Source organism: Aminivibrio sp. (assembly GCF_016756745.1).
In the GTDB taxonomy this organism is placed as follows: Bacteria; Synergistota; Synergistia; order Synergistales; family Aminobacteriaceae; genus Aminivibrio.
In genome coordinates, this window is record NZ_JAESIH010000048.1 from 28260 (window position 1) to 48310 (window position 20051).

Here is a 20051-nt window from a genome sequence, read left to right on the forward strand (position 1 = left end):
CGGGGATCAGAATTTCCGTCGTCTGCCCTTTCTTTTGTTGACGAGGATGCCGCTCCTTCCCAGGGCCTGGAGTTTGTCGATCTCGGCAAGGGCCTTGCCCGTGCCGAGGGCGACGCATTCCATGGGATCGTCCGCCGTAAAGCAGTTGATGCCCGTGTGCCTGGTAATGAGCTCAGGGAGGCCTCTCAGCAGCGAACCGCCGCCCGTGAGGACGATTCCCCTGTCTATTATATCGGCGGAGAGTTCCGGCGGCGTTAGCTCCAGAACGTTCCGAACTCCATCAATCAACGCCTGAACCATCTCGCCGATGGCCATGGAGACACTGGCGCTGGAGACCTCGATCTGCCTGGGAAGGCCCTGGACGAGGTCCCGCCCCTTGAGGACCATGACCGTTTCCTCTTCCTCCTGGAGACAGGTGCCGATCATGATCTTGAGGTTTTCGGCGGTCTGTTCGCCGATGGCCAGGCTGTACTGTTTGCGGAGGTAGCGCATGATGCCCTCGTCGAAACGGTCTCCGCCGATGCGGAGGGACTTGGACACCACGATGCCTCCCAGGGAGATGACTGCGATATCGGTGGTCCCTCCGCCGATGTCCACCACCATTTTGCCCCGGGGCTCCTCCACGTTGAGATTGGCGCCGATGGCGGCGGCCATGGGTTCCTCGATGAGGTAGGCTTCCTTGGCCCCCACTTCCACGGCGGCCTCGAGGACCGCCCGGCGTTCAACGTCGGTGGCTCCCGACGGAACGCAGATCATGACCCGGTTGCGGAAAAAGCGGCTGAAGCCCCGCTGGACGCGGCGCATGAAGTGGTGCAGCATGGCCTCCGTCATGGTGTAGTCGGCGATGACGCCGTCCCGCAGCGGGCGGACCGACGTGATGTTTCCCGGCGTGCGGCCGACCATGTTCTTGGCCTCGTAGCCCACAGCGAGTATTTTCCCGGTATCAAGGTCCACGGCCACCACTGAGGGTTCCCGAAGGACGATACCCTTATTTTTCACATAAATAAGTACGGTTGCTGTTCCAAGGTCTATTCCTATATCCGTTCCGAACACGGCGTCTTCCTCCTTTGGACGACGAAAGGCATGTTTCGGGGCGTCCCCACGGCTCTCTTTTCCGGCGATGGAGCTCCGGATTATATATAAAACGACCGGTCTATTCTACCCTGTACGGGCCGAATGGGGTACCCTCCCCATAGCCCACTTTCCACAAGTACAATCCCTCGGCGGGAGCGGTCATGGCCGAGTTTTCCCTGGCCTGGCCCCCGAGAAGGCCCTTCAGCCATTCTACCGATTTTTTCCCCCGTCCGACGGCGTTCAGGTTGCCCGCCATGATGCGGACCATGTTGGTGAGAAAGGCATTTCCCCGGACGGTGAACACGGCGAGGCGGCCCTTTCTCGTGACCGAGGCCCGGTGGATGGTCCGGACCGTCCGCTCGGGGCATTCGGCCGTCTTGCAGAACGCCCGGAAATCATGATCCCCCTCGAAGAGGGCGCAGGCCTGCCGGACTTTCCCGAAATCCCAATGGAAACGGTTCCACCATACCCGCCCGTGGAGAAAGGGAGGCAGGGCGTTCCCGTGCCAGATGAAGAAGCGGTATTCTCTCCAGAGGGCGTGGCGCCTGGCGTCGAACCACGGCAGAACCCTGGCCGTCTCGAGGACGGCGATGTCCGGCGGCAGGCGGAAGTTGACCGCAAGGACGAGCTTGTCGGGCCGCCATTCCTTCTCCAGTTCAAAGGAGATCACCTGTCCGCAGGCATGAACTCCTGCGTCTGTGCGTCCTGCCGCCGTCACGGTGACGGGTTTTCCCTCGAGAACGGCGAGGCTTGTCTCGATTTTCTCCTGGACGCCTGTGCCCATGGCCTGCCGCTGCCATCCCGAATATGCCGTACCCATGTAGCCGACCCGGGCCGCGTAGCGCATCAGGCAAGACTCCGGTCGATGAAAACGAGGACAATGACCACGGCCGGAACCAGGAGAAGGGCTGCCGTATCGGCCGCCTTCCAGGCCAGGGGGTACATGCGGGTCCTGCCGGTTCCGCCCCGGTAGCACCTTGCTTCCATGGCCACGGCGAGGTCTTCCGCCCGCTGGAAGACGATGACGAACAGCGGGATGAGCACCGGAAGAAAGGCCTTCAGCCTCTTCCACAGGCCGCCCCGGTCAAAGGAGGCTCCCCTGGCGAGCTGAGCTTTCATGATCCGGTCGGTTTCATCGAGGAGGGTCGGGATGAACCGGAGGGCGATGGTCATCATCATGGCCAGTTCATGGGCGGGAAAGCCGAATCGGGCGAAGGGGGAAAAGAGCCTCTCCAGGCCGTCGGCCAGCTCCATGGGCCTGGTGGTCAGGGTGAGAAATGAGGCGAAGAGCACGAGGAAGAGCAGGCGGAGCCCCATGTAAACGGCCAGGACAACCCCCTCCCGGGATATGGTGACGATGCCGAGAGAGACGAGGGGCGTCCCCGAAGTGAAAAAAATATGAATGGAGGCGGTGAAAAGTACCAGGATAAGGACGGGTTTCGCCGACCGCAGGACGAGCCGGAAGGGAAGGCGGGCCCCGGCGGTCAGGCACGCGAGAAGGATGCCCCACACGGAAAAGACGGCGGGATGCTTCGCGAGGAAAATGCCTGTTAACAGGACAAGGACGGCAATGATCTTGCACCGCGGGTCGAGGCGGTGCACCGGGGATTCCGACGGGACGTACTGGCCGAAGGTGAGATGATTGAAGAATTTCATTTCTGACTCCCGAAAAGGGCGGACTTGATTTCTTTCCAGTTCCAGGTGAGGGGGACATCTTTCCCCCGTTCCCGAAGGGCTGCGGAAAGGGCGGCGATCTCGGGCAGGCCGAGCCCCGTCACGGGGTGGGCGCCGAGGTGGGCCAGCACCGCGGCAGGAGTGTCGCAGACTGATTGGCGCCCGCCGTCCAGCACAAGGATGCGGTCGCTCATCCGGAGGGCGATGTCCAGGTCGTGGGTGACCAGCAGGATGCCCATTCCTTCGTTCCGGAGATCGGACAGCAGGCGGGTGAGTTCCTTTCTGGAAAAGGAGTCGAGCCCGGCGGTGGGTTCGTCGAGAACGAGGTAGTCCGGCCGGGAGGACAGGACGGAGGCGATGGCGGCCTTCCGTTTTTCTCCTCCAGAAAGGTGGAAAGGGCTTCTTCCGAGGCACCCCTCGTCAAGACCGACCTGGCCGGCGGCGGCGGCGACCCGTGCCGGGATGTCATCCTCGGGAACGCCCCAGTTGCGGGGTGCGAAGGCGAGTTCATCGCTGACCGTCTCGGCGAAGAGCTGCTGCTCGGGGTACTGGAAGACCAGGCCGACTTTCCGGCGAATTTCCCGGAGGCTCGGGTTTTTTTCCTTCACTTCCAGCCCGTCGATGAGAATCCTTCCCTCCATGGGCAGGAGAATGCCGTTGAGGTGCTGGGCGAGGGTCGATTTACCGCTTCCCGTATGGCCTACCACGGAGAACCAGGTTCCTGCCGGAAACTCGAAGGAGATGTCCCGGAGGGCGCAGGTTTCGAGGGGGGTGCCCTGGTGGTAGGTGTGGCCGAGGCCGGATACGATTATTGACATAGTGCGTCGGCCATGGCCGCCACCGTCGGCACGGGGGGGACGGAACGCCCCTCTGCCCTGAGGTCGCGCCAGAAGGAAACAAGGGGAGGAATGTCCAGTCCCCACTCACGGAAGGGAAGGTCGGAGAGGAAGAGATCGGGAACGGATCCTTCCCACGCGATCTCTCCCCGGTGCAGGATGATCGCCCGGTCGCAGGAGAGAATTTCTTCGAGGCGGTGGGTGATGGAGACGATGGTCTTGCCCGAGGCGTGAAGGTTGCAGAGCACACGAAGGAGTTCCGCCCTCCCTGCGGGGTCGAGCATGGCCGTCGGCTCGTCGAGGACGAGGCACGGCGTGTCCATGGCGAGGGCCCCTGCGACGGCGAGACGCTGCTTTTCTCCTCCCGAGAGGGTGTAGGTGGGTTTTTTGCGCTTTTCGAGCAGCCCGGCGACCGAAAGGGCGACCTCCACCCGCTGGACGATTTCTTCGGGGGGGATTCCCTGGTTTTCCGGTCCGAAGGCAGCGTCTTCCTCCACCACGGTACCCACAATCTGGTTCTCGGGGTTCTGGAAGACCATGGCCACGGTGCTCCGGATGGGGAAGACGTTTTTCTCATCCCGGGTGGAAAGGCCGTATACAAGACAATCGCCCTGCGAGGGTACCAGCAGGGCGTTCAGGTGTTTCGCAAGGGTGGATTTGCCTGATCCGTTGCTTCCAAGCAGCGCCACCCACTCCCCCTCGTATATGGAAAGCGTCACGTTCCGGAGGGCGGGGCGGGCACAGCCGGAGCTGTCGGCCGCTCCTCCGGGATAGACGAAAGTCACATCCCGGAGTTCGCATACCGTTTTTCGGGGCATAATCAATCGACCAGGGCTATAACCGCCATGGGGGAGCCGTCGCCGTGACGGTTCCCTGTCTTGATGATGCGGGTGTAGCCACCAGGCCGGCCGGCATACCGTTTTGCAAGGTCGTCAAAAAGTTTGATGGCGGCTTCCTTGTGGGCCATCTTGGACCGGACGATGCGCCGGTCGTGGACAGTGCCGCCCTTGGCCCGGGTAATGAGCCGCTCGGCGTACCGGCGGAGCTCCTTTGCCCGGGTGACGGTGGTGGTGATGCTCTCTTCAATGAAAAGGCTGGCCGCCATGTTGGACAGCATGGCCCTTCTGTGGCTGCCATACCGGCCAAGCGTCCGGCTAACCATACGATGTCTCATGGAAATTAATCCTCCTTCGTTGACTTTGTTTCGCCCTTGTCGCCCGAAATGACGGCACCGAGCTTTTCCATTTTCTCTTCGATCTCCCGGAGGGAAATCTTGCCGAGGTTGCGGATCTTCAGCAGGTCTTCCTTGCTCTTGCTCATGAGATCGCCTATGGTATGAATTCCGCCCCTGAGGAGGCAGTTCTCGCTGCGGATCGAGAGCTCGAGGTCCCGAACAGGCCGGGAGAGATAATCGTCCTCCTCGCCGGACCGCTCCGAAGCCGTATCGGCTGCTCCCAGGGAAACGGGGGTATCCTGTTCGGCCCTTTCCTCGGGGTGCTTTTTCTCCATGTCCTCGACGAAATTCGCAAAGTACCCTTTCAGGATCTTCGACGCCTCGCACACGGTGGCCTCCGGTGAATGGACACCGTTGGTCCAGACCTCGAGCACGAGCCGCTCGTAGTCTGTCCGCTGGCCTACCCGGGCGGCTTCCACATTGTAGTTCACCTTCAGGACAGGTGAAAAGATGGCGTCCACCATGAGGGCGTCCACGGGAAGATAGGGGGGGCGAGGACGTTCCATGGAAGCGTACCCCACTCCCTGTTCCACGTAAATCTGCATGGAAAGCCTGGCGCCTTCTTCCATGGTGCAGATGGGTGCGTCGGGCCTGACGAACTCCACTTCGCTGTCGGGCTGGATGTCGGCGGCCGTCACGGTTCCCGCCCTCTCGACTTCCAGGTGGAGCACCCGTACTTCGCTGCTGAAGGAGCGCACCGGGACATGCTTGAGGTTCAGCAGAATCTCGATGACATCTTCCCTGACTCCGGGAATGGTGCTGAACTCATGGAGCACGCCGTCAATGCGGACCGACGATATGGCCGCTCCCCTGATCGAGGAAAGGAGAACCCTGCGGAGCGAATTACCAAGGGTAGCTCCATATCCACGCTCAAGGGGTTCGATAAGAACCTTCGCGAAGGTGGGATTGCTTTCCTCGATTCGGATTTCAGGCCGCATATGTTCCAAGGCTTCCAACACCTTTCACGCCATTATCTGGCATAAAACTCGACGACGAGCTGTTCGGTCACGGGCGCATCAATCTGGTCACGCGCGGGAAGCGCGATGATTTTTCCCTCGATCTTCTCGGAGTTGACCTCGAGCCACTGGGGCACGGTGCGGGCACCGGCGACTTCCGCGTTCTCCTTCAGAAGTGCGGTCTCGCGGCTCTTCTCGGTGGCGGCAACCACATCGCCGGCGCTGACCAGGAAGCTGGGGATGTCCACCCTTTTGCCGTTGACGAGAAAGTGCCCGTGAAGGACAAGCTGCCTGGCCTGCTTTCTGCTGGTGGCGAAGCCGAGACGGTAGACCACGTTGTCCAGCCTGCGCTCGAGAAGCTGCAGGAAATTGTGGCCGGTCTGGCCGGACATTTTGTTCGCGATCTCGTACATTCTGTGGAACTGCGCTTCGTTCATGCCGTAAAACCTGCGAAGCTTCTGCTTCTCCCGGAGCCGGATTCCGTACTCGCTGATCTTCGTCCGGGGGCGTCCCCGTTTCATCCTCGTGTTGGCTCCGGCCTCTTTTTTCGTAATGGCGCACTTCGCGGAATAGCAGCGGTCGCCCTTCAGGAAGAGCTTGGTTCCCTCAGCCTTGCACTGACGGCACGAAGGCCCTATATATCTGCTCATAAGAAATAGATTCCCTCCTTGACTGACCTTTTCCTACACTCTGCGCCGCTTCGGAGGACGGCAGCCGTTGTGAGGAATGGGGGTGGTGTCCTTTATCATGTTCACCTGGAGTCCTGCGGCCTGAAGAGACCGGATCGCCGATTCGCGGCCGGGACCGGGGCCCTTGACGACCACGTCGATCTCCTGGACGCCATGCTCCTGAACCGCTTTGGCGACTTGGCTCGCGGCAATCTGGGCGGCGAAGGGAGTGGATTTTCTGGTTCCCTTGAAGCCCACGTTTCCGCCGGAAGCCCATGCGAGTATGTTGCCGCCCTTGTCGCTCACGCAGACGATGGTATTGTTGAACGTAGAGTAGATGTGGGCGACACCGTAGCTGATATTCTTTCTTTCCTTGCGTTTCCCTTTACGGACCGTACGCTTGGCCACTTAATCCAGCCTCCTTGTTTATCCTGGGTTCAGAAGGCTACTTCGTAGCCATCTTCTTGCCCGCGACAGTGCGCCGGGGCCCCTTGCGGGTGCGGGCATTGGTCTTGGTCTTCTGTCCGCGGACTGGAAGACCGAGCTTGTGACGCTGGCCCCTGTAGCAGCCTATGTCCATAAGCCGCTTGATGTTCATGGACACTTCCCTGCGAAGGTCGCCTTCCACCTTGTGGTGATCCTCGATCTCCCTGCGGAGCTTCTGGGTCTCTTCCTCGGTGAGGTCCTTCACCCTGGTGTCCGGATTCACTCCGGTGGCCTGGATGATCTTCTTCGAAGTGGGAAGGCCTATTCCAAAAATATAGGTCAACGCAATTTCCACACGCTTGTCTCTGGGTATGTCTACTCCGGCGATTCGGGCCATAGCCAGCCTTACCTCCTTGCACCCTGTCTCTGCTTATGGCGCGGATTCCTGCTGCAGATAATCCGCACGACACCCTTGCGCCGGATAACCCGGCAGAATTCGCACATCGGCTTGACCGAAGGTTTCACTTTCATCCAATCCACGCTCCTCTGGCAAAGAACTCAAAAACAGATGCCCTTCCGAGGGCTTCTGTACATACCGCATTTTCTCCAAGCTTAGAATTATACAGCAGTATCGGTCAGAAGAAAATACTTTTCCGTCGCCGGGTTCCGTTTTTTGCCGAAACTTTCCCGGTCCTTCTGCGGTCCACTCTATTTATATCTATACACTATCCGGCCCCGTGCCAAGTCGTAGGAGGAGATCTCCACCAGGACCTTGTCGCCCGGGAGAATGCGGATGAAATGAAGCCGCATTTTTCCGGAAACATGGGCGAGAATCCTGTGCCCGTTGTCGAGTTCCACCCGGAACATGGCATTTGGGAGAGGTTCGATAACTTTCCCCCGTACTTCTAACACGTCGTCTTTGTTGGACATGCGGTTTTTCATCCTCCCTGCTGTTCATTTCGATAAAAGGCCCGACAGAAGAGCCTGAAATCTTCCTGCGTCCATCCTTCCTTCCGACAGGATGCTGTGCGCGATTTCGTCAAGATACCATCCCGTGCGCTGCAGGTGGATCGTGTTTTTTGGCTTGGGTTTCGCGGGCGTGTATTTCCGCCCGTCCGCGAGGTATACCCTTCGCCCGTCCTCTGAAATTCCGACGATCACATACCATCTGCCGACATCTTTTCCTTTACGGGATCGAACAACTTGACCGATTCTGCACAGGCTGCCGTCGGGAAGCTCATTCAGGCCCATGTCCACGGAGTAAGAATTTCCGGCTCTCCATCTCGGATGAGAACCGATTTTTCGAAATGAGCGGCATCGGAGCCGTCCACCGTCATGACCACCCACTGGTCACGGCCGACTTCGACTTCTTCTGCGCCGGCCAACACCATAGGCTCGATGGCCAAAGTCATTCCCGCTTTGAGTGTTATTCCCCGTCCCGGACGCCCGTAGTTGGGTATCTGGGGCGGTTCGTGAAGACGGGAGCCTATTCCGTGCCCCGAGTAATCCCGTACGAGACCAAAGCCGTGAGGAGTGATGAAGCTCTCGACGGCATATCCGATGTCGCCCAGGGTTTTTCCGGCTTTCGCCACGGATATCGCCTTCTCAAGGCTTCCTCGGGTAACGTCGAGAAGCTTCCGTCGGACGGCATTCACCCGGCCGACGGGGTAGGTGCAGGCTGCGTCCCCAAAGTACCCGGAGTAGCAGGCGCCGACATCGATGCTGATGATGTCGCCTTCTTCAAGGCGGCGGTCTCTGCTCGGAATTCCATGAACCACTTCCCTGTTAATGGAAGCGCACACGGCCCCGGGAAAGGGCGAAGGAATTCCGGGAACCCGGTATCCCTTGAAAGCGGGGGTCGCCCCGGCCTTAAGGATGAGATCCTCGGCCGCCCGGTCAATCTCGGCGGTGGTCGTTCCGGGGCGAACTATCCCGCCGATCATGTCGAGCACGTCGGCAACAATCTTTCCCGCTTTCCGCATAAAAACAAGTTCCGGTTCTTTTTTCAGCGTTATCATTCCGTACCGCCGAATGCCGCTTCGAGTTCCTCGAGAAGTGAATGGCTGTTCCGTGCCGAGCGTAGCCTCACAAACATATTTTTCCCCTCGTAGTAGGATATCACCGGCGCGGTCTGGTCATAAAACACCTTCAGCCTTTTCCTTATGACTTCTTCACTGTCATCTTCCCGCTGGTAAAGTTCTCCGCCGCACTTCTCGCAACGGTCTCCCTTTGCCGACGGCCTGAACGCCACATTGTAGATCGCTCCGCAGGAGCGGCATGTTCTGCGCCCCGAGAGGCGCTTGACCACTGTCTCTTCATCGACGTCAAGGAACACCACTCCGTCGAGGCTGAGATGCAAATCTTCCAGGATCTTCTCCAGGGCTTTCGCCTGGGGAACCGTCCGTGGAAAACCGTCGAGGATGAATCCCTTCTCGCAGTCGGGCTCCCGAAGCCTGTCCTCCATCATTGCGTTGACGATGTCGTCCGGCACGAGCTTGCCCGCGTCCATGTAGTACCGCGCTTCCCTGCCCAACGGAGTGTTGTTCTTCACGTTTTCGCGAAAAATGTCCCCGGTGGAGATATGCGCTACAGAATATTTCTTGCTCATTTCCGCCGCGAGTGTTCCTTTACCTGCCCCTGGTGAGCCAAGAAGAATTATGCGCATTGTCCTTCTCCTTAAAAGCGAAGTAGTCCGCCGGCTTTGTCCTTGCGCTTGAGAATTCCCTCATAGTGCCGCATAAGCAGCTGCCCCTCAATCTGGTGAACAGTGTCGAGAGCAACGCCGACGACGATGAGTACCGCCGTTCCGCCGAAGTAGAAGCTGTTGATCCCCATGAACTGGGTCATGATGTTCGGAACGAGGGCCACCCCGGCGAGGAAAAACGCGCCGCCGAGAGTGATTCTGCTCATCACTTTCTCGATGTAATCCGACGTGGGCTTGCCCGGCCGGATTCCGAGAATGAAGCCGCCGTACTTCTTCATGTTGTTCGCCACGTCCGAAGGGTTGAACACCACGGCGGTGTAGAAGTAGGAGAAGAAGATGATGAGCGCCACGTATAAAATGGTATACACAAAACTTCCCGGGGCGAAGATGTTCTGGAAGAACAGGGCGATGTCGCCAGAGAAGAACTTCGCCACAGAGTAGGGGAACAGGAGCACCGACGAGGCGAAAATGATGGGGATGACCCCCGCCTGGTTGACCTTCAGGGGAATGAAGGTGCTCTGTCCGCCGTAGATCTTGTTGCCTACCACACGTTTCGCGTATTGCACGGGAAGCCGTCTCTGGCCTTCCTGCAACACGATGCATCCCGCAATGACGCCCACCATGAGCAAAAGGGCGAGAAAGAGGACGAGAGCGTTCATTTCGCCGAGCATGAGCATTTTCCAGCTCTGGATAACGGCCTCGGGAACCCTGGCCACGATACCGGCGAAAATAAGGAGCGAGATGCCGTTGCCGATACCGTGGTCGGAGATTTCCTCACCGAGCCACATGACGGCTATGGATCCCGCCGTGACTGTAGATACCACCACGATTCCGTCGAAAAGATGACCGCTGAAAATACCGAGACTGCGAAGCCAGAAGGTCATGCCCACCGCCTGAACCAGAGCGAAGAGGACGGCGGCGTAGCGCGTCCACTGGACGATCTTTTTTCTGCCGTCCTCTCCTTCCTTCTGCATCTTTTCCAGTGTGGGGAAGATGACCACAAGCAGCTGCATGACGATGCTCGCGTTGATGTACGGGGCGACGCCGAGCGCGAAGATACTGAACCGCCTCAGCGCGCCGCCCGCGAATATGTCGAGAAAACCGAGAACTCCCCCGCCGTCGAACAGACGGGACATAGCCTCAGCGTCGATCCCGGGCGTCGGGACGTGGGCCCCCAAGCGGAAAACGAACAGCACACCGAGGGAGAAGAGTATTCTTCTTTTCAGGTCAGGCAGTCTGAAGGCATCCCGGAAGGAATCGATCACTCAGATCACCTCGGCCTTCCCACCCGCTGCTTCGATCTTCGCTTTTGCCTGGGCGCTGAACGCCTGGGCCCGCACAGTAAGCGCCTTGTCAATTTCACCCGAGGCAAGTACTTTCACAGGGATGTTGTCCTTCTGGACGAGGCGCGCTGCATACATCTCGGAGAAGCCCACCGTCTCCCCCGCTTCAAACCTGGAGGCAAGGGATTCAACGTTGACGATCTGGAATTCCTTGGCGAATCTCGCGTTGTTGAAACCCTTCTTGGGGATGCGGCGCATCATGGGCATCTGTCCGCCCTCGAAGCCCGGCCGTACTCCGCCGCCGCTCCTGGCCTTCTGTCCCTTGTTGCCCTTTCCCGCCGTTTTACCAGTTCCGCTTCCGATACCCTGACCGAGCCTTTTCTTGCTCTTGCTCCTGGCGCCGGGTGCAGGGCTCAGTTCATGCAAGCTCATGGAGTGTCCCTCCCTCATTCTCCACGGCAACACATTCCACCAAGTGGCTGACCTTGTTGACCATGCCGCGGATCTGGGGAGTGTCGTCGTGTTCTACTGTCTGGTTGAGTTTGGTGAGGCCAAGGGCACGGACGGTCCGCTTCTGGACCTCGGGCCTGCCGATGGAACTCCTCTTCCAAGTGATTCTAAGCTTCGCCATGAGAATGCCTCCTACTCCGCCGCGGCTTCGGGGGTTTTCTTGCCCCTGAGCCGAAGAATTTCGTCGGGGGTCCGCATCTCTTCGAGAGCCTGCATGGTCGCCCAGGCCACGTTGATTGCATTGGAGGTCCGGCCGATGACCTTGGTCACCACGTCCTTCACTCCGCCGAGCTCCATGATGGCCCGAACTACTCCGCCTGCGATAACTCCCGTTCCGGGAACGGCGGGCTTGAGAAGCACCGATGCCGCTCCGAATTCACCGTTCACCGGGTGAGGAATGGTGTTCCCGATCCTCTTGAGCTCCACGAGGTTCTTGCCGGCCTTGTCGATACCCTTCCGGACAGCCTCGGATATTTCCTTGGCCTTGCCCATGCCGACTCCTACGTACCGGTCACCGTCGCCGACCACAACGAGGACGCTGAACTTGAAGCGCTTGCCGCCCTTGACAACCTTGCTGACCCGGTTGATGGCCACGACGCGCTCGGTAAGTTCCATCCCCTTGGCATCTATCTTTTTCCTGATCATCCTCTGTGCCTCCCCTTAGAACTTCAGGCCGGCTTCGCGGGCGGACTCCGCCAGAGCCTTTACCTTGCCGTGGAACATATGCCCGCCCCTGTCAAAGACCACCGACGTGATGCCCTTGGCGAGAGCGCGTTCAGCAGCAATTTTCCCGACTGCCTTGGCGGCTTCCATATTGCACGTTCCGGCGAGGGCGCTCCTTACGGCCGGTTCCACCGTGGAGGCTGCCGCAAGGGTATGTCCGGCTTCATCATCGATGAACTGGACATAGATATGGGAGAGGCTGTGGAAAACAGCCATTCTGGGCTTGGCGGCCGTGCCGGACACCTGTTTGCGAAGCCTGGCGTGACGAATTTCGCGCATGACGCTTCTGCTTTTCATTTTCATGTCAATTCACCTCAGATTACTTGGCGCCGGTCTTTCCGGCCTTGCGGATTATCCGCTCGCCGGCATACCGGATTCCCTTGCCCTGGTAGGGTTCGGGAGAGCGGAAACCGCGAATGATCGCCGCAACCTGGCCCACCGCCTGCTTGTCAATTCCCGCCACGGAAAGTTTCGTGGGACCGTCGACGGCGATGTCTATTCCCGCGGGAGCTTCGTACTCCACGGGGTTGGAATAGCCGAGGTTCAGAATGAGCTTTTTCCCCTGCATCTGGGCGCGGTATCCCACGCCGACGATTTCGAGGTCCTTCTTGAATCCGGCGGTCACCCCGGTCACCATGTTGGCGATGAGGGCCCTCATCATTCCGTGAAAGGACTTGGTCTGCTTCTGCTCGTTCTGCCGGGAGACGACGACGTGTCCGTCCTCAACGGCGATCTCGATCCCGGGTACCGTGGGAGTCGAAAGCTTTCCCTTGGGTCCCTGGACGGTCACGGCGCCGTCGTTGACGGCAATGCTCACTCCCGGCCCAAGGGGGATGATTTTTCGTCCGATTCGAGACATCTAGTGCACCCCCACTTTACCAGACATAGCAGAGAACTTCGCCGCCCAGGCCGAGCTGCGTCGCTTCCGTGTCCGTCTTGAGGCCCTGGGATGTAGAAATGACCGCGATTCCAAGCCCGCCCATGACCTTGGGAAGATCGGCATGGCCGACGTAGATTCTCCTGCCGGGCTTGCTGATTCTGCGAAGCCCCTGAATGACCCGCTCCCGGTTGGGACCGTAGGAGAGGAAAAGCCTGATGGAACCGTAAGGCTTTTTCGGGTCGCTGACAACCTTGTAGTTCTTGATGTAGCCCGCTTCCTTGAGAATCCGGGCGATTTCCATCTTGATTTTGCTTGAAGGCACATCGACGCTCTCATGGAAAACCATGTTCGCGTTCCTGATGCGCGCAAGCATATCCGCTATCGGATCGGTAACGTACATTCCTCGTAACCCCCTTCAGTCCACTCTGCTACCAGCTAGACTTCACTACGCCGGGTATTTTTCCCTCGCGAGCGAGCTTTCTGAAGCAGCACCGGCACATGTTGAATCGTCTCATGTATCCGTGAACACGGCCGCAGAGCGGGCACCTGTTATACTTTCTCACCGCGAATTTCGGGGGCTGCGTAGTCTTGTACTTTATTGCCTTTCTTGCCATCTCGAAAATCCCCCTTTCTTACCGGTTGAAGGGCATTCCCAGCTCGCGAAGCAGAGCATGGGCTTCCTCATCCGTTTTCGCGGACGTTACGATCGACACGTTCATCCCGCGCGGGCGGATGACCTTGTCATAGTTGATCTCCGGAAAAATGAGCTGCTCCCGAAGGCCGAGGTTGTAGTTGCCCCTGCCGTCGAATCCCCGCCGCGACACACCCTGGAAGTCCTTGATGCTCGGAAGGGCGAGGGAAATAAGCCTGTCAAGGAATTCCCACATACGGGCTCCCCGAAGGGTGACGGTGCAGGCTACGGGCATTCCCTGGCGGACCTTGAAGCCTGCCACGGACTTCTTCGCCCTCTTGAGAAGGGGACGCTGCCCGGTGATGGCCGTGAGCTCCGCCATGGAGACATCCATGTACTTGATGTCGACCTTTGCCTCGCCCACCCCGATGTTCACCACGATCTTCCTGAGGCGGGGGATCTCCATGACGTTCTTGTAGCTGAATTCCTTCGCAAGATTGCCTGCGACTTCGTTTTTATATTTCTCGAGAAAACGAGGGGTCATGGCGCACTCTCCTCCTTACACCTGGTCCACGATTTCGCCGCATGCCTTGCACAGGCGGACCTTTTTCCCGCTGTCAAGGTAGCCGCGACCAACGCGGGTAGCAGCGCCGCAAGAGGGGCACACGAGCATGACCTTGCAGGCGTAGATCGGCCCTTCCTGTTTCACAATACCGGACTTGGGGTTCTTCTGGGAGGGCTTCACATGTTTCGTTGCCATGTTGACGCCCTCGATCACCAGGAGGTCCCTGTCGGGAATCGAGCGGAGAATTTTCCCCTCTTTCCCCTTGTCTTTTCCGGAGATGACCCGGACCCGGTCACCTTTTTTCAGTCTCATCTTGCCCATAGTCCATTGCCCTCCGTTACACAACTTCCGGGGCGAGGGAGAGGATGCGCATGTATTTCTTCGCTCTCAGTTCCCGTCCCACCGGCCCGAAGATTCGGGTTCCCTTGGGGTCACCGTTGTTGTCGATGATCACCGCGGCGTTGTCGTCAAAGCGGACGTACGAACCGTCGGCCCTTCGGATTTCCTTCTTTGTCCGGACGATGACCGCCTTGACCACCGATCCCTTCGCGATATTGCTGTTGGGAATGGCCTCGCGGACGGACGCCACGATCACGTCGCCGATGGTGCCGAACCTTCTCTTGCTTCCGCCGAGAACCTGGATGCAGAAAAGCTTCTTCGCACCGGAGTTGTCAGCCACATTGAGAACAGTCGTCAACTGAATCATGGCTTATGCCTCCCCGCCGTTCTCCTCGACCGAGTCGAACACGGGCGCACGCCGGACGATCTCGAGAAGGGTCCATCTCTTCGTTTTGCTCAGGGGCCGTGATTCACCGATGGTCACAAGGTCCCCCATCCTGCATTCGTTGTTTTCATCGTGGGCGGTGTATTTCTTCGCCCTGATGATCCTCTTTCCGTAGAGGGGATGTTCGTCATACCGCGTTACCCGGACGACCACGGTCTTGTCCATCTTGTCGCTGACGACCGTTCCGGTCCGGACCTTGCGGTGAGGTTTCCGCTCTTCCATTCGGGGCTACCTCCTTCCGGCGGACTGCTCGCCGGCCATCTGTTTCTCTCGGACAACCGTCAGTACCCTGGCGATCGTCTTCTTCACAGCTTTTATCCTGCCTGTGTTCTGAAGCTGTCCTATGGCGTTCTGGAACCGCAGGTTGAACAGCTCTTCCTTGTACTGCCTGTGCTTCTCGTTCAGTTCTTCGATCGTAAGATCGCGCAGATTCTTGGCTTCCATGTTCATTCACCACCAAAACCTTCTCGGGCGACAATCCGCACCTTGACAGGCAACTTGTGAGAGGCTGTGCGGAAAGCTTCCTCTACGACCTCTTTCGGAACTCCGGCGATCTCGAAAAGTATACGGCCCCTCTTCACAGGAGCGACCCAGAACTCCGGAGATCCCTTTCCCTTACCCATTCGGGTTTCGAGAGGCTTCTTGGTGAAGGGGTGATCGGGGAAAATCCGGATCCAGATCTTTCCGCCCTTCTTCATCTTTCTCGAAATGGCCACACGAGTGGCTTCTATCTGGCGGGCGGTAATCCAGGCGCAGTCAAGGCTCTGAAGCCCGTACTCGCCGAAGGCCACCGTGGCCCCGCCCTTGGCCCGTCCCTTGAGGGGACGACGGAAAGGTTTGCGGTATTTTACCCTGCTCGGCATCAGCATAGTGCGCTACCCCCTTTTCCGGGACTGTCGGGGCGCCTGGGCGGGACGCTCGTTTTCCTTGTCCCTGTAAATCCAGACCTTGACTCCGATGACTCCGTACATGGTGCGGGCCTCGGCAAACCCGTAATCGATGTCGGCGCGGATGGTGGAGAGCGGAAGCTGCCCCTCGTTGTACCATTCCGTCCGGGCGATTTCCGCTCCGCCGAGACGGCCGGCGGTGGAAATCTTGATTCCCTTGGCTCCGCCCTTCATGGCACGGAAGATGGACTGCTTCATCGCCCTCCGGAAGGAAACCCTTCTCTCGAGAGCGGAGGCGACGCCCACTGCCACGAGCTGAGCCTCCACGTCCGGGTTTTTGATCTCCTGGACGTTGATCATGATCTTGGCGCCGGTTTTGGCCTGAAGGTCGTCTTTCATGACCTGAATCTCGGCCCCGCCCCGTCCGATCACTACACCGGGCCGGGAGGTCCAAACCGTGAAACGGATGACATTGCCGACCCTTTCTATTTCAATACGGGAAATGCCCGCATGCTCCCACTTCTTCGCGATGTACTTCCGAAGCGCGATGTCCTCGTGAAGATTCTTCGCATAATCCTTACCGCCTGCATACCACTTGGACTCCCATTCTTTGACGACTCCAAGACGGAATCCGATTGGGTGAACTTTCTGTCCCACGAGTTCCCCCTCCTTAACGTTCTGCCACTGTGACAGTCACGTGGCTTGTACGGTGGTAGTAGGGGTGCGCCCTACCCATCGACACAGGGCGGAAGCGCTTCATCTTCGGCCCCTGATCCGCCGTAGCTGCTACGACCCGCAGTTTGTCCGTATCCATACCGAAATTGTGTTCGGCGTTGGCCACGGCGCTCTGCAACACTTTACCGACGAGTTTGGCGGATTTCTGCGGGCTGAACCGGAGGGCCACAAGGGCGTCTCCGACTTTCTTCCCCCGAATGAGAGCCAGCACCCGACGAACCTTTATCGGTGAAACCCGTACCTGTCTGGCAACGGCTTTCGCTTCCATCACCATCACTCCTTACCTCGCTCTTGAGGAGCGCTCCTGCCCCGCATGTCCGCCGAACTTGCGGGTGGGGGCAAATTCCCCAAGTTTGTGACCAACCATATTTTCGCTGATGTAGATGGGGATGTGGATCCTGCCGTTGTGCACCGCGATGGTGTGACCGATCATGGGCGGCACGATGGTGGACCTCCTGGACCAGGTCTTGAGCACTTTCTTCGCGGTCCCTTCGTTCATGTCCTCCACCTTGCGGAGCAGCTTCTGGTCCACATAGGGCCCCTTCTTTCTGGAACGAGCCATCTTAGTCCCTCCTTACTTCTCGTAACGGCGCCGGACGATAAGTCTATCGGACGGCTTGTTTTTCCGGGTGCGGTATCCCTTTGCGGGTGTTCCCCAGGGAGAAACAGGGTGCTTGTGGGACTTGCTCCGTCCCTCACCGCCGCCCATGGGATGGTCGACAGGGTTCATGACCATACCGCGAACCATTGGACGTCTGCCCAGCCAACGGGTCTTCCCGGCCTTGCCGAGGGACACGTTCTCGTAATCTTCGTTTCCTACCTGGCCGATGGTGGCCATGCATTCCTGCAGGATGAGCCGGAGCTCACCGCTGGGCATACGGAGGTAAGCGTACTTGCCCTCTTTTGCCATGATCTGGGCCGAGGTGCCTGCCGCGCGGACAAGCTTTCCCCCCCTGCCGGGCTCGAGCTCGAGGTTGTGGACCATGGTGCCCACGGGAATATCCCTGAGTTTCAGGGCGTTGCCGGGCCTGATGTCAGATTCGGGACCGGCGACGACGGTGTCGCCGACCTTGAGATCCTTGGGAGCCAGGATATACCGCTTCTCGCCGTCAAGATAATGGACGAGGGCGATGCGGGCGTTCCTGTTCGGATCGTACTCGATGGCGGCAATTTTTCCGGGCACGGACAGCTTGTTCCTCTTGAAGTCGATGACCCGGTACAGCCTGCGTGCGCCGCCGCCCCGGTGACGCATGGTGATCCTGCCGCGGTTGTTCCTGCCGCCCTTCTTGTGAAGGGGCTCGAGGAGGGAACGTTCCGGATCCTTCCTGGTCAGATCGTCGTTCTTCTGGACGGTCATGAACCTGCGGCCGGGAGTATAGGGCTTGAACTGTTTGATTGCCATTGCTGATTCCTTCTCCTTCCCGCTAGATGCTCGCGCCTTCGAAGAACTCGATGCGCTCGCCCTTGGCAAGACTGACGATCGCTTTTTTCCACGACCGGGTCTTTCCCTGGAAAGCGCCCATTCTCTTCGGCTTGCCGTGAACGGACAGCACGTTCACGTTCTTTACCTTCACTTTGAAGATCTCCTCGATGGCCCTCCGGATCTGGATCTTGTTCGCGGAAGGATGGACTTCAAAAGTGTACTTGTTCATCTCCATGAGACGGCTGCTCTTCTCGGTGATAACCGGGCGGATGATGATATCGTGAGCGATGAGGTTCATCCGACATACACCTCCTCGAGCCTGCTGACAACCTCGGGGGTCATCACGAGGGTTCCCGCGTTGAGAAGATCATACACGTTGATGTTGCCCATGTTGATCACCTTTGCTCCGGGAACGTTCCGGGCGGACTTCGCCACGGTCTCGTTGCTCTCGGGAAGGACGATCAGGGGCTTTCTGGCGTTGACCGCCGAAAAGAAGGCGATCATTTCCTTCGTCGAAGGCCTGGAAAGATCGAAAGACTGAACCACCGTCATGAGTTCGTCCCGGACCTTCAGTGAAAGAGCACTGCGTATCGCAAGACGGCGGACCTTCTTGTTCACCTTCTGGCTGTAGTCCCTGGGCTTCGGCGCATGGGTCACGCCGCCTCCTGTCCAGAGGGGCGAACGGGTGCTTCCGTGACGGGCCCGTCCGGTTTTCTTCTGTCTCCATGGCTTCTTTCCGCCGCCTCTCACTTCGCCTCTGGTCTTCGCGGACTGGGTTCCCCGTCTGCGGTTGGCGAGTTGCGCGACAACTACCTGGTGCATGGCGGGAACATGGACGGGGGCGCCGAAGACTTCATCGGCAAGCTGCATCTCCCCTATCGGTTCTCCCTGGAATGATACGAGTTTCAGGGTAGGCATTGTACTTCCGGCCTCCTTCTTGGCCGACTAGCCTTTCTTGAAAAGGGTGACCAGGCTGTTTTTCGCGCCGGGTACCGCACCCTTGACAAGAAGAAGGTTATTGTCGGTGTCCACTGCTACGACAGTGAGGTTCTTTACCGTTACTTTCTCACTGCCCATTCTTCCGGGCATTCTCTTGCCCTTGAAAACACGGCCGGGGTAGCTGCTGGCTCCGCTGGAGCCGCCCCGCCGGTGAACCACGGAAGCGCCATGGCTGGAATTCGATCCGCCGAAGTGGTACTTCTTCATGACTCCGGCGAAGCCCTTACCCTTGCTGATTCCCGACACGTTCACCGTCTCGCCCTCGGAGAAAAGGGATACGTTGATCTCTTGGCCGACGGAATACCCGTCGAGAACGTCAACCCGGAACTCCCGGAGGGTGTCCCGCGGCTCCACATCGGACTTCTCGAAGAGACCCCGGCGGGACTTGTTCAATTTCTTCGGGTTGACTTTTCCGAACCCGAGAACGAGGGCGCTGTATCCGTCCTTGTCGGGGGTCTTCATATCCACCACAGGGCACGGGCCGGCCTGGATCACCGTGACTGCCACCGCCTGGCCCTGATCGTTGTATATCTGGGCCATTCCGAGTTTCTTACCCAGAATACCGATGCTCATTGCACTCCAACTCCTTTCAGCTCAGAGCTTCCCCTACAATTTGATCTGGATGTCTACTCCAGAAGGAAGGTTCAGCTGCATAAGCGCGTCCATCGTCTTCTGCGTCGGGTTGATGATGTCGATGAGGCGCTTATGTGTCCTGGTTTCAAACTGTTCGCGCGCATCCTTGTCCTTGTGGGGGGACTTAAGGATTGTAACCTTGTTGATCTCGGTCGGAAGGGGAATCGGCCCGGATACCTTGGCGCCGCTCCTGTCCGCCGTTTCGGCGATCTGGGAGGCGGAGCTGTCGAGAACCCTGTGGTCGAAGGCCTTCAGCCGGATGCGTATTTTCTTTGCCACTGTCTATTCCCCCTCTGGGGTTATTCAAGAATCTCGGTGACGACGCCGGCGCCGACCGTATGGCCGCCTTCGCGCACCGCAAAACGAAGACCCGGATCCATGGCGATAGGCACGATCAGGTCCACTTCAAACGTCGCATTGTCTCCC

General features: G+C 58.8%; 36 protein-coding genes and 1 pseudogene. All 37 read right to left on the reverse strand.

Going from position 1 to position 20051, the window contains the following annotated elements:
• Positions 1-6: 6 nt before the first annotated feature.
• Entirely contained in the window at positions 7-1053 is a 1047-nt protein-coding gene (locus tag JMJ95_RS07340) for a rod shape-determining protein (protein ID WP_290684108.1), read from the reverse strand.
• Positions 1054-1153: 100 nt separating this feature from the next.
• Positions 1154-1921, reverse strand: a complete 768-nt coding sequence (gene truA, locus JMJ95_RS07345) for a tRNA pseudouridine(38-40) synthase TruA (RefSeq protein ID WP_290684110.1) — start codon at positions 1919-1921, stop codon at positions 1154-1156.
• Positions 1921-2730 carry an energy-coupling factor transporter transmembrane protein EcfT gene (locus JMJ95_RS07350; protein ID WP_290684112.1) on the reverse strand — a complete coding sequence of 270 codons (810 nt, stop codon included), beginning with the start codon at positions 2728-2730 and terminating at the stop codon, positions 1921-1923. Before JMJ95_RS07350 ends, truA begins: the two co-directional genes overlap by 1 nt.
• On the reverse strand, positions 2727-3566 hold the full coding sequence (locus JMJ95_RS07355) for an ATP-binding cassette domain-containing protein (RefSeq protein WP_290684114.1): 840 nt from the start codon (positions 3564-3566) through the stop codon (positions 2727-2729). Before JMJ95_RS07355 ends, JMJ95_RS07350 begins: the two co-directional genes overlap by 4 nt.
• On the reverse strand, positions 3557-4402 hold the full coding sequence (locus tag JMJ95_RS07360; RefSeq protein WP_290684116.1) for an ATP-binding cassette domain-containing protein: 846 nt from the start codon (positions 4400-4402) through the stop codon (positions 3557-3559). The genes JMJ95_RS07355 and JMJ95_RS07360 overlap by 10 nt, the downstream gene beginning before the upstream one ends.
• A 2-nt stretch (positions 4403-4404) precedes the next feature.
• Complete coding sequence (gene rplQ, locus JMJ95_RS07365) at positions 4405-4758, reverse strand: 50S ribosomal protein L17 (RefSeq protein ID WP_290684118.1); 354 nt, start codon at positions 4756-4758, stop codon at positions 4405-4407.
• 5 nt (positions 4759-4763) lie between these two features.
• The gene (locus JMJ95_RS07370) at positions 4764-5756 is read right to left on the reverse strand and encodes a DNA-directed RNA polymerase subunit alpha (RefSeq protein ID WP_290684174.1); all 993 of its coding nucleotides are present in this window, start codon (positions 5754-5756) and stop codon (positions 4764-4766) included.
• A gap of 32 nt (positions 5757-5788) precedes the next feature.
• On the reverse strand, positions 5789-6424 hold the full coding sequence (gene rpsD, locus JMJ95_RS07375; RefSeq protein WP_290684121.1) for a 30S ribosomal protein S4: 636 nt from the start codon (positions 6422-6424) through the stop codon (positions 5789-5791).
• A gap of 33 nt (positions 6425-6457) precedes the next feature.
• Positions 6458-6850: a 30S ribosomal protein S11 gene (rpsK, locus tag JMJ95_RS07380; RefSeq protein WP_290684123.1), complete on the reverse strand. Its 393-nt coding sequence runs from the start codon at positions 6848-6850 to the stop codon at positions 6458-6460.
• Positions 6851-6887: 37 nt separating this feature from the next.
• Positions 6888-7265 (reverse strand): 30S ribosomal protein S13, encoded by a 378-nt coding sequence (gene rpsM / locus JMJ95_RS07385; RefSeq protein ID WP_290684125.1) that lies wholly within the window; start codon positions 7263-7265, stop codon positions 6888-6890.
• Positions 7266-7273: 8 nt separating this feature from the next.
• Complete coding sequence (gene rpmJ, locus JMJ95_RS07390; protein WP_133958099.1) at positions 7274-7399, reverse strand: 50S ribosomal protein L36; 126 nt, start codon at positions 7397-7399, stop codon at positions 7274-7276.
• A 177-nt stretch (positions 7400-7576) separates the two neighbouring features.
• Positions 7577-7798, reverse strand: a complete 222-nt coding sequence (gene infA, locus JMJ95_RS07395; RefSeq protein WP_290684130.1) for a translation initiation factor IF-1 — start codon at positions 7796-7798, stop codon at positions 7577-7579.
• Between the two features lie 311 nt (positions 7799-8109).
• On the reverse strand, positions 8110-8886 hold the full coding sequence (map, locus tag JMJ95_RS07400; RefSeq protein ID WP_290684132.1) for a type I methionyl aminopeptidase: 777 nt from the start codon (positions 8884-8886) through the stop codon (positions 8110-8112).
• Positions 8883-9533 (reverse strand): adenylate kinase, encoded by a 651-nt coding sequence (locus JMJ95_RS07405; RefSeq protein WP_290684134.1) that lies wholly within the window; start codon positions 9531-9533, stop codon positions 8883-8885. Before JMJ95_RS07405 ends, map begins: the two co-directional genes overlap by 4 nt.
• A gap of 11 nt (positions 9534-9544) precedes the next feature.
• Complete coding sequence (gene secY / locus JMJ95_RS07410; RefSeq protein WP_290684136.1) at positions 9545-10837, reverse strand: preprotein translocase subunit SecY; 1293 nt, start codon at positions 10835-10837, stop codon at positions 9545-9547.
• Positions 10838-11287, reverse strand: coding sequence for a 50S ribosomal protein L15 (gene rplO, locus JMJ95_RS07415; protein ID WP_290684138.1), 450 nt, complete (start codon positions 11285-11287; stop codon positions 10838-10840).
• Positions 11274-11486 carry a 50S ribosomal protein L30 gene (gene rpmD / locus JMJ95_RS07420; protein WP_290684140.1) on the reverse strand — a complete coding sequence of 71 codons (213 nt, stop codon included), beginning with the start codon at positions 11484-11486 and terminating at the stop codon, positions 11274-11276. The genes rplO and rpmD overlap by 14 nt, the downstream gene beginning before the upstream one ends.
• A gap of 11 nt (positions 11487-11497) precedes the next feature.
• Positions 11498-12010, reverse strand: a complete 513-nt coding sequence (rpsE, locus tag JMJ95_RS07425; RefSeq protein ID WP_290684142.1) for a 30S ribosomal protein S5 — start codon at positions 12008-12010, stop codon at positions 11498-11500.
• Positions 12011-12025: 15 nt separating this feature from the next.
• Positions 12026-12391, reverse strand: a complete 366-nt coding sequence (rplR, locus tag JMJ95_RS07430) for a 50S ribosomal protein L18 (RefSeq protein WP_290684144.1) — start codon at positions 12389-12391, stop codon at positions 12026-12028.
• A gap of 16 nt (positions 12392-12407) precedes the next feature.
• Positions 12408-12947 (reverse strand): 50S ribosomal protein L6, encoded by a 540-nt coding sequence (gene rplF / locus JMJ95_RS07435; protein ID WP_290684146.1) that lies wholly within the window; start codon positions 12945-12947, stop codon positions 12408-12410.
• Between the two features lie 16 nt (positions 12948-12963).
• The gene (rpsH, locus tag JMJ95_RS07440; protein ID WP_290684148.1) at positions 12964-13368 is read right to left on the reverse strand and encodes a 30S ribosomal protein S8; all 405 of its coding nucleotides are present in this window, start codon (positions 13366-13368) and stop codon (positions 12964-12966) included.
• A gap of 28 nt (positions 13369-13396) precedes the next feature.
• Positions 13397-13582 (reverse strand): type Z 30S ribosomal protein S14, encoded by a 186-nt coding sequence (locus JMJ95_RS07445; protein ID WP_133958111.1) that lies wholly within the window; start codon positions 13580-13582, stop codon positions 13397-13399.
• A gap of 18 nt (positions 13583-13600) precedes the next feature.
• Positions 13601-14143, reverse strand: a complete 543-nt coding sequence (gene rplE, locus JMJ95_RS07450; protein ID WP_290684151.1) for a 50S ribosomal protein L5 — start codon at positions 14141-14143, stop codon at positions 13601-13603.
• A 15-nt stretch (positions 14144-14158) separates the two neighbouring features.
• Positions 14159-14485, reverse strand: a complete 327-nt coding sequence (gene rplX / locus JMJ95_RS07455; RefSeq protein WP_290684153.1) for a 50S ribosomal protein L24 — start codon at positions 14483-14485, stop codon at positions 14159-14161.
• Positions 14486-14501: 16 nt separating this feature from the next.
• On the reverse strand, positions 14502-14870 hold the full coding sequence (rplN, locus tag JMJ95_RS07460) for a 50S ribosomal protein L14 (RefSeq protein ID WP_133958113.1): 369 nt from the start codon (positions 14868-14870) through the stop codon (positions 14502-14504).
• 3 nt (positions 14871-14873) lie between these two features.
• Positions 14874-15170, reverse strand: a complete 297-nt coding sequence (gene rpsQ, locus JMJ95_RS07465) for a 30S ribosomal protein S17 (RefSeq protein ID WP_290684156.1) — start codon at positions 15168-15170, stop codon at positions 14874-14876.
• A gap of 6 nt (positions 15171-15176) precedes the next feature.
• Positions 15177-15392, reverse strand: coding sequence for a 50S ribosomal protein L29 (gene rpmC, locus JMJ95_RS07470; protein ID WP_133958131.1), 216 nt, complete (start codon positions 15390-15392; stop codon positions 15177-15179).
• Between the two features lie 2 nt (positions 15393-15394).
• Positions 15395-15817 carry a 50S ribosomal protein L16 gene (rplP, locus tag JMJ95_RS07475; protein ID WP_290684158.1) on the reverse strand — a complete coding sequence of 141 codons (423 nt, stop codon included), beginning with the start codon at positions 15815-15817 and terminating at the stop codon, positions 15395-15397.
• A 6-nt stretch (positions 15818-15823) separates the two neighbouring features.
• Positions 15824-16492, reverse strand: coding sequence for a 30S ribosomal protein S3 (rpsC, locus tag JMJ95_RS07480; protein ID WP_290684160.1), 669 nt, complete (start codon positions 16490-16492; stop codon positions 15824-15826).
• Positions 16493-16505: 13 nt separating this feature from the next.
• Positions 16506-16838 (reverse strand): 50S ribosomal protein L22, encoded by a 333-nt coding sequence (rplV, locus tag JMJ95_RS07485; protein ID WP_290684162.1) that lies wholly within the window; start codon positions 16836-16838, stop codon positions 16506-16508.
• Between the two features lie 12 nt (positions 16839-16850).
• Positions 16851-17132, reverse strand: a complete 282-nt coding sequence (rpsS, locus tag JMJ95_RS07490) for a 30S ribosomal protein S19 (RefSeq protein WP_133958118.1) — start codon at positions 17130-17132, stop codon at positions 16851-16853.
• A 12-nt stretch (positions 17133-17144) separates the two neighbouring features.
• Positions 17145-17972, reverse strand: coding sequence for a 50S ribosomal protein L2 (gene rplB / locus JMJ95_RS07495; RefSeq protein ID WP_290684165.1), 828 nt, complete (start codon positions 17970-17972; stop codon positions 17145-17147).
• 22 nt (positions 17973-17994) lie between these two features.
• A complete protein-coding gene (rplW, locus tag JMJ95_RS07500; RefSeq protein ID WP_290684167.1) occupies positions 17995-18291 on the reverse strand; it encodes a 50S ribosomal protein L23 in 297 nt (98 codons plus the stop codon).
• Positions 18288-18911 carry a 50S ribosomal protein L4 gene (rplD, locus tag JMJ95_RS07505; RefSeq protein WP_290684169.1) on the reverse strand — a complete coding sequence of 208 codons (624 nt, stop codon included), beginning with the start codon at positions 18909-18911 and terminating at the stop codon, positions 18288-18290. Before rplD ends, rplW begins: the two co-directional genes overlap by 4 nt.
• Before the next feature lie 27 nt (positions 18912-18938).
• Positions 18939-19565 (reverse strand): 50S ribosomal protein L3, encoded by a 627-nt coding sequence (gene rplC / locus JMJ95_RS07510; RefSeq protein WP_290684171.1) that lies wholly within the window; start codon positions 19563-19565, stop codon positions 18939-18941.
• 33 nt (positions 19566-19598) lie between these two features.
• Complete coding sequence (gene rpsJ / locus JMJ95_RS07515) at positions 19599-19904, reverse strand: 30S ribosomal protein S10 (RefSeq protein ID WP_133958123.1); 306 nt, start codon at positions 19902-19904, stop codon at positions 19599-19601.
• A gap of 20 nt (positions 19905-19924) precedes the next feature.
• Positions 19925-20051 (reverse strand): annotated as a pseudogene (gene tuf, locus JMJ95_RS07520) (elongation factor Tu); the annotation flags it as partial.

Coding starts and splice junctions, on each gene's coding strand:
- truA (WP_290684110.1), bottom strand. CDS start 1,921: ATGCGCTACGCGGCCCGGGTCGGCTACATGGGTACGGCATATTCGGGA.
- JMJ95_RS07350 (WP_290684112.1), bottom strand. CDS start 2,730: ATGAAATTCTTCAATCATCTCACCTTCGGCCAGTACGTCCCGTCGGAA.
- JMJ95_RS07355 (WP_290684114.1), bottom strand. CDS start 3,566: ATGTCAATAATCGTATCCGGCCTCGGCCACACCTACCACCAGGGCACC.
- JMJ95_RS07360 (WP_290684116.1), bottom strand. CDS start 4,402: ATGCCCCGAAAAACGGTATGCGAACTCCGGGATGTGACTTTCGTCTAT.
- rplQ (WP_290684118.1), bottom strand. CDS start 4,758: ATGAGACATCGTATGGTTAGCCGGACGCTTGGCCGGTATGGCAGCCAC.
- JMJ95_RS07370 (WP_290684174.1), bottom strand. CDS start 5,756: ATGCGGCCTGAAATCCGAATCGAGGAAAGCAATCCCACCTTCGCGAAG.
- rpsD (WP_290684121.1), bottom strand. CDS start 6,424: ATGAGCAGATATATAGGGCCTTCGTGCCGTCAGTGCAAGGCTGAGGGA.
- rpsM (WP_290684125.1), bottom strand. CDS start 7,265: ATGGCCCGAATCGCCGGAGTAGACATACCCAGAGACAAGCGTGTGGAA.
- rpmJ (WP_133958099.1), bottom strand. CDS start 7,399: ATGAAAGTGAAACCTTCGGTCAAGCCGATGTGCGAATTCTGCCGGGTT.
- infA (WP_290684130.1), bottom strand. CDS start 7,798: ATGTCCAACAAAGACGACGTGTTAGAAGTACGGGGGAAAGTTATCGAA.
- map (WP_290684132.1), bottom strand. CDS start 8,886: ATGATAACGCTGAAAAAAGAACCGGAACTTGTTTTTATGCGGAAAGCG.
- JMJ95_RS07405 (WP_290684134.1), bottom strand. CDS start 9,533: ATGCGCATAATTCTTCTTGGCTCACCAGGGGCAGGTAAAGGAACACTC.
- rplO (WP_290684138.1), bottom strand. CDS start 11,287: ATGAGCTTGCATGAACTGAGCCCTGCACCCGGCGCCAGGAGCAAGAGC.
- rpmD (WP_290684140.1), bottom strand. CDS start 11,486: ATGGCGAAGCTTAGAATCACTTGGAAGAGGAGTTCCATCGGCAGGCCC.
- rpsE (WP_290684142.1), bottom strand. CDS start 12,010: ATGATCAGGAAAAAGATAGATGCCAAGGGGATGGAACTTACCGAGCGC.
- rplR (WP_290684144.1), bottom strand. CDS start 12,391: ATGAAAATGAAAAGCAGAAGCGTCATGCGCGAAATTCGTCACGCCAGG.
- rplF (WP_290684146.1), bottom strand. CDS start 12,947: ATGTCTCGAATCGGACGAAAAATCATCCCCCTTGGGCCGGGAGTGAGC.
- rpsH (WP_290684148.1), bottom strand. CDS start 13,368: ATGTACGTTACCGATCCGATAGCGGATATGCTTGCGCGCATCAGGAAC.
- JMJ95_RS07445 (WP_133958111.1), bottom strand. CDS start 13,582: ATGGCAAGAAAGGCAATAAAGTACAAGACTACGCAGCCCCCGAAATTC.
- rplE (WP_290684151.1), bottom strand. CDS start 14,143: ATGACCCCTCGTTTTCTCGAGAAATATAAAAACGAAGTCGCAGGCAAT.
- rplX (WP_290684153.1), bottom strand. CDS start 14,485: ATGGGCAAGATGAGACTGAAAAAAGGTGACCGGGTCCGGGTCATCTCC.
- rplN (WP_133958113.1), bottom strand. CDS start 14,870: ATGATTCAGTTGACGACTGTTCTCAATGTGGCTGACAACTCCGGTGCG.
- rpsQ (WP_290684156.1), bottom strand. CDS start 15,170: ATGGAAGAGCGGAAACCTCACCGCAAGGTCCGGACCGGAACGGTCGTC.
- rpmC (WP_133958131.1), bottom strand. CDS start 15,392: ATGGAAGCCAAGAATCTGCGCGATCTTACGATCGAAGAACTGAACGAG.
- rplP (WP_290684158.1), bottom strand. CDS start 15,817: ATGCTGATGCCGAGCAGGGTAAAATACCGCAAACCTTTCCGTCGTCCC.
- rplV (WP_290684162.1), bottom strand. CDS start 16,838: ATGGAAGCGAAAGCCGTTGCCAGACAGGTACGGGTTTCACCGATAAAG.
- rpsS (WP_133958118.1), bottom strand. CDS start 17,132: ATGGCTCGTTCCAGAAAGAAGGGGCCCTATGTGGACCAGAAGCTGCTC.
- rplB (WP_290684165.1), bottom strand. CDS start 17,972: ATGGCAATCAAACAGTTCAAGCCCTATACTCCCGGCCGCAGGTTCATG.
- rplW (WP_290684167.1), bottom strand. CDS start 18,291: ATGAACCTCATCGCTCACGATATCATCATCCGCCCGGTTATCACCGAG.
- rplD (WP_290684169.1), bottom strand. CDS start 18,911: ATGCCTACCCTGAAACTCGTATCATTCCAGGGAGAACCGATAGGGGAG.
- rplC (WP_290684171.1), bottom strand. CDS start 19,565: ATGAGCATCGGTATTCTGGGTAAGAAACTCGGAATGGCCCAGATATAC.